This window comes from Solwaraspora sp. WMMA2056 (assembly GCF_030345095.1).
Classification (GTDB): Bacteria; Actinomycetota; Actinomycetes; order Mycobacteriales; family Micromonosporaceae; genus Micromonospora_E.
Genome location: NZ_CP128360.1, coordinates 3,855,708 through 3,869,009 on the forward strand (window position 1 = coordinate 3,855,708; position 13,302 = coordinate 3,869,009).

Sequence of the window (13,302 nt, forward strand, 5' to 3'; positions counted from 1 at the left end):
CCCGTGAGTGAGGCAGACGGATCACCCACCGTCCCACGTGTCGTCCGAAACGACTGGTCGTCGGTCGCCGCGCCCGATCTGGTGGATTGGCGACCCACCCTGACGGTGAGCGTCGTCATTCCGGCCTTCAACTGCCAGCCGACCCTCGATCTGACGCTGGCGTCGTTGAGTCGGCAGACGTACCCGACCGAGCTGCTCGAGGTCGTCGTGGCCGACGACGGCTCGGACCCGCCGCTGACCCTGCCCCCGGTCCGGCCGGCGCGGACGAGGATCGTCCGGGTCGGTGCCGACGGCATGGCCGGCTGGGGGCGGGCCGCCGCGCTGCGCTGCGGGGTCGCGCACAGCTCCGGTGAGATCCTGCACTGGCTGGACGCCGACATGATCGTCTACCCCGAGCACGTCGCGGCCCAGGTCCGCTGGCAGCACGTGCTGCCGTACGCGGTGACCCTCGGCTACAAGCGCTTCGTCGAGCCGGACGGCGACGGGCGGTGGCCGTCGGCCGAGACGGTCGCCGCGACACTCGACCGGGGCGCGGCGGCGGAACTGTTCGGTGACCGGGCCAGCGAGCCGCACAGCTACGTCGAGCGGTACATCAACCAGACCGACCAGCTCCGCATCGCCGACCACCACGTCTTCAAGATCCATGTCGGGGCGACCGCCGCGCTGCGCCGCGACCTGTACGAGCAGGCCGGCGGCTTCGACGCCGACCTGCGCCTCGGCGAGGACACCGAGTTCGGCTACCGCCTCGCCCAGGCAGGCGCGGTGTTCGTGCCGGAGCCGGCCGCGCGCAGCTGGCATCTCGGGCGTACCCATGTCATGCGGGCCCGCCAGGACGTCGCCCGCTGGAACCGCCCGTTCTTCGCCGACCGGGTCCCGTACCCCCGCACCTGGCGCAAGGTGGGCGGGACGTCCTGGTCCGTGCCGCTCGCCGAGGTGGTCATGGCCGTCGGTGACGAACCGCTGGAACGGGTACGGGCGGCGGTCGACTCGGTGCTGCGCGGCACCGAACACGACATCCGGATCACTCTCGTCGGCCCGTGGGACCGGCTCGACGACGCGCGCATGAGGGTCCTCACCGACCCGTCGCGAGACCTGCGGCTGATCGCCGCGACCTACCGGGGCGAACCACGGGTCCGACTGGCCACCGAGCCGCCCACCAGTGTCTTTCCTACCCCGTACCGGCTGGACCTGCCGGCCGCGTACGGCCTGGCGCCGGACGCGCTGCGGCGCCTGATCGACGTGGCCGACCGCTACCAGGTCGGGGTGGTCCGGGTCGATCCCGACGGCACCGCCGACGCTGTTGCGGAGGCCGGCGTCGCGCTGTGGCGGACCGCCGCGCTCGGCCGGGCCCGGTGGGTGCGCTGCGCCGACGAGCCGCTGTTCGACGTGGTGACATCGGTGTACGGGCACCGCGACGTCACCGCCGAGGCGGTCGGCGTCGTCGACCTGACCCGGTTCGACGCGGCCGACCTGGCGGGCGGCATGCCCCGGCTCACCGGTCGGGGCCGGGCACCCGCCCTGGTGCCGACGACGGTCGAGGTGGCGGGCGTGCGGTCGCTGGCCAGGGCCACCGTGGTGGTGGCGTGGATGGCAGGGCGGCGGGTACGGGCGACGCTGCGCGTACCCGCCCGCAGCGGCACCAGGATCGGCTAGGAAGCGACCGACCGATCGGCCGGGCGCGCCGGCTGCGCGGCGGCTGGTTGCGCTGGTTGCCCGGCGGCTGGTTGCCCGGCGGTCGGCTGCGCGGCGGCTGGTTGCCCGGCGCCCGGTTGCGCGGTCGGCGGCCGGTGACCCCGCTTGAGCACCATGTCCCGCACGGTACGGCGCAGGTCCGGCGGGATCAGCCAGATCTGCGCGAACGTGAGGTAGTCCAGCAGGCCCGGCCGGCCATGCCGCCGCGCCTCGCGCAGCAGCGTCGTGAAGACCTTGCCGCTGCGGGTCGGTGCCGCCATCGAGCTGATCACGCTCATCGTGAGGGCGGCGTACGCGCGGGGGGTCATCAGCGGGCGACTGCGCTGCAGCCACTCGAACTGCGCCTGCCACGGCGAACGCAGGCTGATCCGCGGCCGGTTCTCGTCCTGGTGCCAGATGACCAGCGGCTCGTCGGCGAAGACGAGTGCGACGTCGTCGTGGCTCAGCGCCCGCAGCGACCAGTCGAGTTCCTGCATCCGGGGCACCGACGGATCGAACGGCACCCGGCGGAACAACTCGGTCGGGGCCATGATCGTCGACGTCTGGATGAACCCGTCACCGTGGAACAGCCCCCGTCGGACGGTGAAGTACTCACTGAGCGGCTCGTCCGGTCCGGGGAGCCGGCGGGGGATGACGAACTCGGCCCTGGGGGTCCGGTTGATCAGCCGGCTCGCGACGACCGGCAGCGGCGCGGACGCCGTACGGGCGACGTCGAGTTGGGCGGCGAGCTTGCCGGGCAGCCACTCGTCGTCGTCGTCGAGCAACGCCACCCAGGGCGCGTACGCGTGCCGTACCCCGGCGTTGCGGGCCGCCGGCGCGCCACCCCGTTCGGGTAGGCCGACCACCCGGATCCGGGGGTCGGCGATCGAGTCGAGGGCGACCCCGGTCGCCTCGTCGGGCCCGTCGACCACCACGATCACTTCGAGGTCCTCGACGGTTTGTGCCAGCGCACTGCGGACGGCGCGGGTGACGAGATCCGGACGACCGTGGGTCGGGATGACCACGCTGACGGTGGGCGTGTTGAGCATGCGTCGACCTGCCATGGGTGCGGTTGAGCAGCTACGGGCGATGGCGCAGGGCTGTCCTGTCGTACGGAACCTGGCCCGGGTGATCCTCGGGCGATGTTCGCCGCCGGGTACGTCCATCAGGTGAAGCCCAGACAGGCAACAGGCGTACAGACCGGGAAACACCCGGGTCTGTACGCCTGTCGAAGCGGTGCTCTGCGCCGGCGGAATCCGTCGCTCCGCGCTGCGGAACCCGTCCGCGAGCTGTCAGCCGTCCTGGTCCGCTGCCGTGGCGACCTCGGCGGCGGCCGCCTGGTCGAGCAGCCACCAGGTGCGCCGCACGCCGCGTACCCCGGACGCCGGGACCGCGACGGCGTCGGCGCCGCCGTACGCCTTGGCGACCGCCGTCGCCTTGTCCGCGCCGGCCGCGACCAGCCACACCTCGTCGGCGGTGTTGATCGTCGGCAGGGTCAACGTGATCCGGGTCGGCGGCGGCTTCGGGCTGTTGCGGACCGCCGCCACCGGGCGGGTTTCGCCGGTGACCGGATGGTCTGGGAAGACCGAGGCGACGTGCCCGTCCTCACCGACGCCGAGCATCAGCACGTCGAAACGGGGCAGCGGGGCCGTACCCGGGCCGGCGGCGACCCGGTCGAGGACGGCGGCGTACCGGGCGGCGGCGGCCTCCGGGTCGTCACCGTCGGGGCCGTCCGACGCCGGCATCGCGTGCACCCGCTGCGGGTCCAGCGGCAGTACGTCGAGCAGCGCCGCGCGGGCCTGGGTCTCGTTGCGGTCCGGGTCGCCGGCCGGCAGGAACCGTTCGTCGCCCCACCACAGGTCCACCCGGGACCAGTCGACCGCGTGCCGGGCCGGCAGTTCGCCGACGGCGCGCAGCACGGCCGCCGCGACCCGCCCGCCGGTGAGCACCACCGACGCCTCGCCCCGGTCGGCCTGGGCGTCGATCAGTGCGACGACGAGCCGGGACGCCACCGCGCTGGCCAGCACGGTGGCGTCCGGGTGGACCACGAGTCGGGAGCTACTCACGAGCCGCTCCGTGCCGGTTCGGCCGCGACATCCGCCGGCGGTGCGCCGGCGGCCGACTCCGTGGCCTTCGCCGGGTCCTTCCAGATGTGCACCCGCTTGGCGGGCCGGGCCGGCAGATCCGCCAACCCGGCGAGGGTGCCCAGCGCCTCCGAGTAGACCTGGTCGGCGTCGAGTCGCCGCAGCTCCTCGGCGAGTTCCTCACCCAACGGCCGGCGTACCAGCGGCATGTGCCGCTCCGGCTGACCGGTGCGGGTGAACAGCGCCGAACTGTCCTCGCGGACGATGCTCAGCCCGTCGCCGTTGGCGCAGCGCAGCTCCACCGAACGCATCCGGGGATGCGCCGTGGTCTCCTCCCACCGGGGGGTGATGCCGAGCCGGGCCGCCAGCCAGCTGATCATCAGCGCGGCGGTCGGGTCGGCCCGGGGCGCGGTCACCGTGGCGCCGGTGATCTGCGCCTCGGTGGTGTCGAACGCCCCGGCGACCAGGGTGCGCCACGGGGTGATCCGGGTCCAGGCCAGGTCGGTGTCGCCCGGTGCGTAGTCGACCGCCCGCTGCAGCAGCGCCTGCACCGGGTTCGGGGCCTGCGCCGAGTCGGTGATCCGCCGGTCGGCGACCACCCCGAGGTAGTCGTTGGCGATCTGCTCCGGCGGCTCGCCGTGCCACCAGGTGACCACCGGTACGTCCGGCACCAGCAGGGGCATCACCACCGACTCGGCGTGCAGCGCCAGCCGGCCGGAGGTCCGCATGACGACTGCCTCGCAGGGGCCGAGCCGGCCACCGACGACCACTTCGGCGTCGAGCCGGCTGCGTTTGCGGTCGATGTCGGCGCGGACCACCACGAGCAGCCGGCACGGGTGGGCGGCGGCGGCGATGGTGGCCGCCGCCTCCGCCTCACGTACCCGCTTCTCGTCGACCACGACGATCAGTGTCAGGGCCATCCCGCTGGCCACGCCGCCGGCGCTGCGCCGTTCGGCGGCCAGGGCCTTGACCACCTCGTTGCCGGTGGTGTCCCACAGGCTGATCATGCTCTCCTCCAGGACCGGCCCTCGCGGGCCAGCATCTCGTCGGCGGCCCGGGGGCCCCACTCGCCGGCCCGGTACTGCTCCGGCCGGGTGCCCTGCCAGGCTTCTTCGAGGGGGTCGATGACCCGCCAGCTCTGCTCCACCTCGGCGGCGTCCGGGAAGAGCGTGCGGTCACCGATCAGCACGTCGAGTACCAACCGCTCGTACGCCTCCGGGCTGGCCTCGGTGAACGCCTCGCCGTACTGGAAGTCCATGGCGATGTCGCGGACCTCCATTGTGGTGCCCGGCACCTTGGCGCCGAACTTGAGCACCACGCCTTCGTCCGGCTGCACCCGGATGACCAGCTGGTTGCTGCTGAGCATCTCCACGTCGGTGCGGTTGAACGGCAGGTGCGGTGCCGTCTTGAACATCACCGCCACCTCGGTCACCCGTCGGGGCAACCGCTTTCCGGCACGCAGGTAGAACGGCACCCCGGCCCACCGGCGGTTCTGGATGCCCAGCCGCATCGCCACGTACGTCTCGGTGGTCGAGTCGGCCGGCACGTTCGGCTCCTCCAGGTAGCCGCCCGCCCGCTGACCGGCCACCCAGCCGCGCAGGTACTGCCCCCGGACGGTGCCGGCCGCGACGTCGTCGGGCAGGCTGATCGCCCGCAGCACCTTCAGCTTCTCGGCCCGGATCTCGGCGGCGTCGAAGCTGGTCGGCTCCTCCATGGTGACCAGGGCGAGCAGTTGCAGCAGGTGGTTCTGCACCACGTCACGGGCCGCACCGGTGGCGTCGTAGAACCCGGCGCGGCTGCCGATGCCGACGTCCTCGGCCATGGTGATCTGCACCGAGTCGACGTACTTGGAGTTCCACAGCGGCTCGAACAGGTTGTTCGCGAACCGCAGCGCCATGATGTTCTGGACGGTCTCCTTGCCCAGGTAGTGGTCGATGCGGAACACGTCGTCGCGGGTGAAGACGTCGTCGACCAGGTCGTTGAGCGCCTTCGCCGACGGCAGGTCGTAGCCGAACGGCTTCTCCACCACCACCCGGCGCCAGCCGCCGCACCGCTCGTTGTCGGCCATGCCGGTACGCGCCAACTGCTTGAGCACCTGCGGAAACGCCGACGGCGGGATGGAGAAGTAGAACGCCGCGTTGCCGTGGATGCCGTGCGAGTGGCGCAACCCGTCCAGGCAGTCCGACAGCTTGTCGAACGCGGCGTCGTCGTCGAACGAGCCGCCAACGAACTTGATGTTGCCGGCCAGTCGGGACCAGACCTCCTCGCGCCAGGGGGTACGTGCGTACTCCTTGGCCGAGTCGTGGGCCAACGACTCGAAGTCGCCGTCGGTCCAGTCCCGCCGGGCGAACCCGAGCACCACGAAACCGGGTGGCAGCAGCCCTCGGTTGGCCAGGTCGTAGATGCCGGGGAGCAGTTTCTTGCGGGCCAGATCACCGGTGACGCCGAAGATCACCAGAGCGCAGGGCTCCGGGATGCGCGGCAGCCGCCGGTCCTGCGGGTCGCGCAGGGGGTTCACGTCGCCTCCTCAGTCCGTTCTCCGGACCAATTGTCAGCCGGGCAGGTTTCGAATCGTGTCCAGGAGTTGGGCGACGCCGGCGGCCCGATCGGTCAGGTGCAGCCGCAGCAGCGGCCGGTCCCGGCCGGCCAGGGCCTGACGGTCGCCGGCGGCCTGCGCCGCCTGCAGCTCACCGAAGCTGTACGGCCGACCCGGCACCGGCAGGTCGTCGGTGACCGCGCCGGTGATCTGCAGGAACGCGCCGACCTGCGGCCCGCCCTTGTGGTACTGCCCGGTGGAGTGCAGGAACCGGGGCCCCCAGCCGAAGGTGACCGGTCGGCCGCTGGCAGCGGCCAGCAGCGGGCGTACCCCGGCGGTGTCGGCGTCGCCGAACCGGTCCAGGTACGCCATCACCGCGAGGTAGCCGTCGGTGCCGATGCCGTCGAGCAACCAGCGCAGCGCACCGGCCAGCTCGCCCGGTACACCGTCGGACCCGTACACCTCGATCGCGCCCTCGACGAACGACGGCGCCTCGGTCGGTGGACCGGCCGACAGGATCCGGTTGGTGTTCTCCTTCGACTCGGTCACGTTCGGCTGGTTGAACGGGTCGATGCCGAGCACCCGGCCGGCGATCGCGGTGGCGTACTCCCAGACCAGGAACTGCGCGCCGAGCGGGCCGTTGACCGCCAGGTCGGGCCGGACCCCGCCGCCGGGCACTCCGCCGGGCTGGCCCGACCCGCCGTAGGTGACGGTCAGCACGTCCGGGCCGGCAGCACCGGGGGAGTCCGGGGCCTCGACGACCACCGGCAGGATGCCGATGCCGTCCTTGCCGGTCGACTCGGCGACCAGCTGCTCGATCCAGTCGCCGAGCCCTTCGATGCCGGTGCCGTCGGAGATCAGCGCGATCTTGTCCCGGCCGGTGGTGGCCGCCGCGCCCAGGGCGGCGCCGAGCGCCAGCCCCGGGTTGTCGCGGTCGCCGCCGAGCGCAGCGGACAGCTCCTGCGCCTGGTCGAGCAGTTCGACCACGTCGACGCCGGCCAGCGCCGACGGCACCAGACCGAACGCGGTCAGCGCCGAGTAGCGTCCGCCGACCTCCGGGTCGGCGAGCACCACGAACGCGCCCATCTCCTCGGCGATGCTGGCCAGCGGCGAGCCGGGGTCGGTGACGATCACGAACCGTCGGCCGGCCTCGGCCTCGCTCAGCCCGGCGTCGAGGAACGCCTGCCAGTACGCCCGGCGGTGGCTGTCGGTCTCCACCGTGCCGCCGGACTTGCTGGCGACCACCACGACCGTACGGTCCAGCCGGTCGCCGAGCGCCGCCCGCACCTGGTGCGGGTCGGTGGTGTCCAGCACCGTCACCGGCTTGCCCATGGTGCAGGAGATCACCTCGGGGGCCAGCGATGAACCACCCATCCCGGCGAGGACCACGTGGTCCAGGTCGCCCAGCTCGGCCCGCAGCTCGGCGAGCTGCGGCAGCAGGTCGCGGCTGCGGGTGAAGGTGTCCAGCCAGCCGAGCCGGATCTTCGCTTCGGCTTCGGCGTCGGGACCCCACAGGCTGGAGTCCTTGCCGACCAGCGAGGCGGGTACGCCGTCGGCGACCAGCGCGCCCCGGGTGGACGAGGCGGCCGAGGCGTCGACCGCCTCGGCGCCGTACACGCTCAGCCCGGCGGCGGCCTCCACCCCGCCGTCGAAGAAGTCGCTCATGCGTTGCCTCCGGCCCGCTTGGCGGCGGCCGCGTTGTCCTTCGCCGCCGCGTTGGGCTCCCCGGCACCGGCGGCCGCCGCGTCCAGCGACGAACGCACCCCGTCGAGCAGCTCCTGCCAGCTCGCCTCGAACTTCTGCACGCCCTCGGACTCCAGGACCTTGACCACGTCGTCGAGGTCGACGCCGACGGTGGTCAGGTCGTCGAGGACCTGCCGGGCCGCCGGGTACGAGCCGGTGACCGTGTCACCGCGGGTCTCGCCGTGGTCGGCGTAGGCGTGCACCACCGACTCCGGCATCGTGTTGACCGTGCCGGGGGCGATCAGCTCCTCGACGTAGATGACGTCGCGGTAGGCGGGGTTCTTCGTCGAGGTGGAGGCCCACAGCGGGCGCTGCGGGTGGGCCCCGGCGTCGGCCAGGGCCTGCCAGCGCGGCGAGGAGAAGATCTCGGCGTACCGCTCGTAGGCCAGCTGGGCGTTGGCGATGGCGGCCTTGCCCTTGAGTGCCTTGGCCTGCTCGCTGCCGATCTTGTCGAGCCGCTTGTCGACCTCGGAGTCCACCCGGGAGATGAAGAACGACGCGACCGAGCCGATGGTGGTCAGGTCGTGGCCGTTGGCCTTGGCCTGCTCCAGCCCGTCGAGGAACGCCTCCATCACCGCGACGTAGCGGTCCAGCGAGAAGATCAGCGTGACGTTGACGCTGATCCCCTCGGCCAGGGTGGCGGTGATCGCCGGCAGCCCGGCCTCGGTCGCCGGGATCTTGATGAACAGGTTCGGCCGGTCGACCAGCCACCACAGCGCCTTGGCCTCGGCGACGGTCTCGGCGGTGCGGTACGCCAGCCGGGGGTCGACCTCGATCGACACCCGGCCGTCGACGCCGCCGCTGGTCTCGTACGCCGGGCGCATCACGTCGCAGCCCCAGCGCACGTCGTAGGTGGTGAGCATCCGGACCGCCTCGTCGACGCTGACGCCCCGGGCGGCCAGGTCACGCAGCTGCCAGTTGTACTCGTCGGCGTTGGCCAGCGCGGCGGCGAAGATGGTCGGGTTGGTGGTCACGCCGGCGACGTGCTTCTCGCGGCGCAGCTGGTCCAGGTTGCCGGTGCTGAGCCGTTGCCGGGACAGGTCGTCGAGCCAGACCGCCACGCCTGCGGCGGTGAGCTCGCCCAATCGGTCCGTCATCTGGAGCCTCCTCAGTTTCCGGTGGTGGTGCCGGTGATGGCGCCGACCCGGGTCAGCGACGCGTGCGCCGCCGCGACCACGGCGTCGGCGGTGAAGCCGAACTGCTCGAACAGCACCTGGTACGGAGCGCTGGCCCCGTAGTGTTCAATGCTGACCGATTCGCCACAGTCGCCGACCAGGCCGCGCCAGGACATGCCGATGCCGGCCTCGACGCTGACCCGGGCCTTGACCCCGCGCGGCAGCACCGATTCGCGGTACGCCTCGTCCTGCTCGGCGAACCACTCCTGGCAGGGCATCGAGACGACCCGGGTGGCGGTCCCCTCGGCTTCGAGCCGCTCCCGGGCGGCGAGCAGCAGCTGCACCTCCGAGCCGGAGCCCATCAGGATCACCTGCGGCTGGGCGTTGCCGGCCTCGGCCAGTACGTAGCCGCCCTTGCGGACCCCTTCGGCGGAGGCGTAGACGTCCCGGTCGATCACCGGCACCGCCTGGCGGGTCAATGCCAGTGCGGTCGGCCGGTCGGTGTGTTCGAGGGCGACCCGCCACGCCCAGGCGGTCTCGTTGGCGTCGGCCGGACGGACCACGTCCAGGCCGGGGATGGCGCGCAGCGCCGAGAGGTGCTCGATCGGCTGGTGGGTGGGGCCGTCCTCGCCGAGACCGATCGAGTCGTGCGTCCAGACGTAGATCACCGGCAGCTTCATCAGCGCGGCCAGCCGTACGGCCGGGCGCATGTAGTCGCTGAACACCAGGAACGTGCCGCCGTACGGGCGGGTGCCGCCGTGCAGCGCGATGCCGTTGAGGATCGCGCCCATGGCGTGCTCGCGGATGCCGAAGTGCAGGGTGCGGCCGTACTCGTGGCCGGGGAACTCCTTGGTGGCGTACTCGGCCGGGACGAACGACGGCTCGCCTTTCATCGTGGTGTTGTTGCTCTCCGCCAGGTCGGCCGAGCCGCCCCACAGCTCGGGCAGTTCGGCGGCGAGGGCGCTGAGCACCTTGCCGGAGGCGGCCCGGGTGGCGACCCCCTTGGGGTCCGCCGGCCAGTCCGGCAGCGCGTCGGTCCAGCCGCCGGGCAGGGTACGGGTGGCGAGCCGGTCGTGCAGCGTCTTGCGCTCGGGGTTGGCCTGCGCCCAGGCGTTGTACGCCTCGGTCCACTTCGCGTGTGCCTGCCGGCCACGGTCGAGGACCTCGCGGATGTGGGTGAGCACCTTGTCGTCGACGGCGAAGTGCTGGGCCGGGTCGAAGCCGAGGAGCTCCTTGGTGGCGGCGACCTCGTCGGCGCCGAGCGCGGAGCCGTGGATCTTGCCGGTGTTGCGCTTTTTCGGCGCCGGCCAGCCGATGATGGTCCGCAGCGCGATGAACGACGGCCGGTCGGTCTCGGCGCGGGCGGCGGTCAGCGCGGCGTACAGCGCCTCGACGTCCTCGTGGTACTCGCCGTCACCGGCGGTACCGGCCCGCCAGTCGACGGTCTGCACGTGCCAGCCGTACGCGGCGTACCGGGCGGCGACGTCTTCGCTGAGCGCGATGCGGGTGTCGTCCTCGATGGAGATCTGGTTGTCGTCGTAGATGACGGTCAGGTTGCCGAGCTTCTGGTGCCCGGCCAGCGCGCTGGCCTCGTGGGTGATGCCTTCCTCGATGTCACCGTCGGAGGCGATCACCCAGATGTTGTGGTCGAAGACCGACTCGCCGGCAGCGGCGTCCGGGTCGAGCAGGCCGCGCTCGCGGCGGGCCGCCATCGCCATCCCGACGCCGTTGGCCAGGCCCTGGCCGAGTGGCCCGGTGGTGGTCTCGACGCCTCGGGTGTGACCGTGCTCCGGGTGCCCCGGGGTCAGCGAGCCCCACTGCCGCAACGCCTTGAGGTCGTCCAGGCTCAGCCCGTACCCGGAGAAGTAGAGCTGGATGTACAGGGTCAGGCTGGAGTGCCCGGCGGAGAGCACGAACCGGTCCCGGCCGGCCCAGTCCGGGTCGCTCGGGTCGTGCCGCATCACCCGGTTGAACAGCAGGTACGCCGCAGGGGCGAGGCTCATCGCGGTGCCGGGGTGGCCGTTGCCGGATTTCTCCACGGCGTCGGCGGCCAGCAGCCGGGCGGTGTCGACCGCGCGGCGGTCGAGGTCGGACCAGTTCAGGGGGGCATCGTTCGGTGTTGCAGCCACGGTGGGTGTGCTCCTCGTCCAGCAGGTAGGCGGAACCCTCGTCACGACCCTATCGAGCAGGGTTGAACGTGCGCCCGCCGATCTCGACAACCGGATGGTCACCGAGGGTCGTCGGCCGTCGGCGCGGCCGTCGGTCGACTGCCGGGGGATACGTGTCGTGCCCGGTAGAACGGCTGCCCGATGTGACGACGGGCACCGGTCATGGGTCGGCCGGGCAGGGAAAATACCTGCGCGTAGGCTGTCGGACGTGCGTCGGCCGGTAGGTCGGGCGCCAGTTGGAAGGTCACCCGCGCCGACGCCGGAAGGTGCAGCCCGTGAGCATGGTCACCGAGCGCCCCGCCTACGACCGGGCGCGGGGCACGTCCACCACCAGCGCCGAACTGGACCGGGTGCGCGGGGTCCAGCCGGTAGCCGGGGTGGACGCGGCGACCGGGGTGGACGCTTCAGCCGCCGCGGTGCCCGTCACCGGTGGCCGGGACCTGTTGGCGGTCCTCCGGGCGTACGTCTCGTTGACCAAGCCGCGGATCGTCGAGCTGCTGCTGGTCACGACCGTGCCGACGATGATGATCGCCGCCGGTGGCATGCCGCCGCTGTGGCTCGTCGCGGTGGTGCTGATCGGCGGTTCGTTGGCCGCCGGCGCGGCGAACGCGCTGAACTGCTTCATCGACCGTGACATCGACCAGTTGATGCGGCGGACCAAGCGTCGGCCGTTGCCGACGCACGTGGTCACCCCTCGGCACGCGCTGGCGTTCGGGCTGGCCCTCGCCGTGGTGTCGGTGACGCTGATGGCGGTCTTCACCAACTGGCTCGCGGCCGGTCTGACGTTGGCCGCGATCGTCTACTACGACCTGGTCTACACCATGTGGCTCAAGCGCAGCACGCCGCAGAACACCTTCTGGGGTGGTGCCTGCGGGGCGGCACCGGTGCTGATCGGCTGGGCCGCCGTGACCGGCGGGCTGTCCCCGGTGGCGTGGGGCCTGTTCGCCGTGGTCTTCTTCTGGCAACTGCCGCATTTCTACGCGTTGGCCATCAAGTACAAGGCGGACTACGCCCGGGCCGGTATCCCGATGCTGCCGGTGGTCGCCTCGGCCCGGCGGGTCAACACCGAGATCATCCTGTTCACCTGGTTGACGGTGGCCTCGTCGTTGGTGATCTGGCCGCTGGGCATGTCGCTGCTCTACGCGGTGCCAGCGGCCGTGGTCGGCGCGATCTTCCTGCTGGAGGCACACCGGCTGCAGCGGCGCTCGGTACGTGGCGAGCCGCTGCGGCCGATGCGGCTGTTCCACTGGTCGACCACGTACCTGACCGTCCTGTTCGTCGCGGTGGCGTTGGACGCGCTGGTCTGACCGAGCCCTCGCCCAAGATCGGCCCGGCGGCGTCCTCCAGAGCCTTTGTCGCTTTTCGTCCTCTTTGCTGCTCGCCGTTTGTCCTGTTTGATGGAATAAATCACCATCAACTGTCGGTGCGAGTTTCTAAACATGCGGGTAATTGGAGTCACAAAAAGCCGACATCCGATCGGCGAAACCGGTTCGCTCTGCTTACGCTTCCGCTATGGCAGATGGTTCCGATACGACGCTGGCGACCGAGTCCGTCCCTACGGACGCGCCCTCCGGCCTGGTCGCCGGCATCCGCTCCTTCGCCGCCGGCCACGGCGGTGCGAAGGCGGTCATCGAGTACGTCGGCAAGCGTGGCGCACGGATCGTGCTGGTAGGTGGGGACGGCGAGTGGGGTGACCACTTCGCCGACGGCACCGACGTGGCCCGCGCCGCCTGCCTCAAGGCGGGGGTCGAGGTGGAGAACGAGTGGGAGCGGGAGCTGATGGACCAGATGCGCCCGAGCAACGACCTGTGGCGGTCGATGGCCAAGCGCAGCCTCGCCCGCTGACCGCCGCCGAGGGCTGATGGCCGTACGTACCGTCCTGCACAACGACCGACGACCGGGAGCGTGACTGGCGAGCACCCGCCGAACGCGACCGGAGAATGACGAGAAGAGCGCGGCCCGGGCCATCGGCCCGGGCCGCGCTC

General features: G+C 71.9%; 10 protein-coding genes. 3 read left to right on the forward strand and 7 right to left on the reverse strand.

The window, feature by feature from the left end:
• Positions 1 to 3 precede the first annotated feature (3 nt).
• A complete protein-coding gene (locus tag O7608_RS17590; protein ID WP_289205617.1) occupies positions 4 to 1,653 on the forward strand; it encodes a glycosyltransferase family 2 protein in 1,650 nt (549 codons plus the stop codon).
• Here O7608_RS17590 and O7608_RS17595 read toward each other — a convergent pair.
• The 7 genes from O7608_RS17595 to tkt form a co-directional block, all read right to left on the reverse strand.
• The gene (locus O7608_RS17595; RefSeq protein WP_289205618.1) at positions 1,650 to 2,720 is read right to left on the reverse strand and encodes a glycosyltransferase family 2 protein; all 1,071 of its coding nucleotides are present in this window, start codon (positions 2,718 to 2,720) and stop codon (positions 1,650 to 1,652) included. The two genes, O7608_RS17590 and O7608_RS17595, sit on opposite strands and share 4 nt — an antisense overlap.
• A gap of 243 nt (positions 2,721 to 2,963) precedes the next feature.
• Positions 2,964 to 3,737: a 6-phosphogluconolactonase gene (gene pgl, locus O7608_RS17600; RefSeq protein ID WP_289205619.1), complete on the reverse strand. Its 774-nt coding sequence runs from the start codon at positions 3,735 to 3,737 to the stop codon at positions 2,964 to 2,966.
• Complete coding sequence (locus O7608_RS17605) at positions 3,734 to 4,762, reverse strand: glucose-6-phosphate dehydrogenase assembly protein OpcA (protein WP_289205620.1); 1,029 nt, start codon at positions 4,760 to 4,762, stop codon at positions 3,734 to 3,736. The genes pgl and O7608_RS17605 overlap by 4 nt, the downstream gene beginning before the upstream one ends.
• The gene (gene zwf / locus O7608_RS17610; RefSeq protein ID WP_289205621.1) at positions 4,759 to 6,273 is read right to left on the reverse strand and encodes a glucose-6-phosphate dehydrogenase; all 1,515 of its coding nucleotides are present in this window, start codon (positions 6,271 to 6,273) and stop codon (positions 4,759 to 4,761) included. Before zwf ends, O7608_RS17605 begins: the two co-directional genes overlap by 4 nt.
• 33 nt (positions 6,274 to 6,306) lie before the next feature.
• On the reverse strand, positions 6,307 to 7,956 hold the full coding sequence (locus O7608_RS17615; RefSeq protein ID WP_289205622.1) for a phosphoglucose isomerase-related protein: 1,650 nt from the start codon (positions 7,954 to 7,956) through the stop codon (positions 6,307 to 6,309).
• Positions 7,953 to 9,131: a transaldolase gene (tal, locus tag O7608_RS17620; RefSeq protein ID WP_289205623.1), complete on the reverse strand. Its 1,179-nt coding sequence runs from the start codon at positions 9,129 to 9,131 to the stop codon at positions 7,953 to 7,955. Before tal ends, O7608_RS17615 begins: the two co-directional genes overlap by 4 nt.
• 11 nt (positions 9,132 to 9,142) lie before the next feature.
• Positions 9,143 to 11,278, reverse strand: coding sequence for a transketolase (tkt, locus tag O7608_RS17625; RefSeq protein WP_289205624.1), 2,136 nt, complete (start codon positions 11,276 to 11,278; stop codon positions 9,143 to 9,145).
• Between the two features lie 314 nt (positions 11,279 to 11,592).
• Here tkt and O7608_RS17630 point away from each other — a divergent pair, with 314 nt between their 5' ends.
• Entirely contained in the window at positions 11,593 to 12,624 is a 1,032-nt protein-coding gene (locus O7608_RS17630) for a heme o synthase (protein ID WP_421360678.1), read from the forward strand.
• Positions 12,625 to 12,829: 205 nt separating this feature from the next.
• Positions 12,830 to 13,162 carry a hypothetical protein gene (locus O7608_RS17635; protein WP_282226749.1) on the forward strand — a complete coding sequence of 111 codons (333 nt, stop codon included), beginning with the start codon at positions 12,830 to 12,832 and terminating at the stop codon, positions 13,160 to 13,162.
• The last annotated feature ends 140 nt before the right edge of the window (positions 13,163 to 13,302 follow it).

Bases quoted from the DNA above. Each gene is read 5' to 3' on its own strand.
- O7608_RS17615 (WP_289205622.1), bottom strand. From the start codon at position 7,956: ATGAGCGACTTCTTCGACGGCGGGGTGGAGGCCGCCGCCGGGCTGAGC.
- O7608_RS17605 (WP_289205620.1), bottom strand. From the start codon at position 4,762: ATGATCAGCCTGTGGGACACCACCGGCAACGAGGTGGTCAAGGCCCTG.
- O7608_RS17635 (WP_282226749.1), top strand. From the start codon at position 12,830: ATGGCAGATGGTTCCGATACGACGCTGGCGACCGAGTCCGTCCCTACG.
- O7608_RS17595 (WP_289205618.1), bottom strand. From the start codon at position 2,720: ATGCTCAACACGCCCACCGTCAGCGTGGTCATCCCGACCCACGGTCGT.
- tal (WP_289205623.1), bottom strand. From the start codon at position 9,131: ATGACGGACCGATTGGGCGAGCTCACCGCCGCAGGCGTGGCGGTCTGG.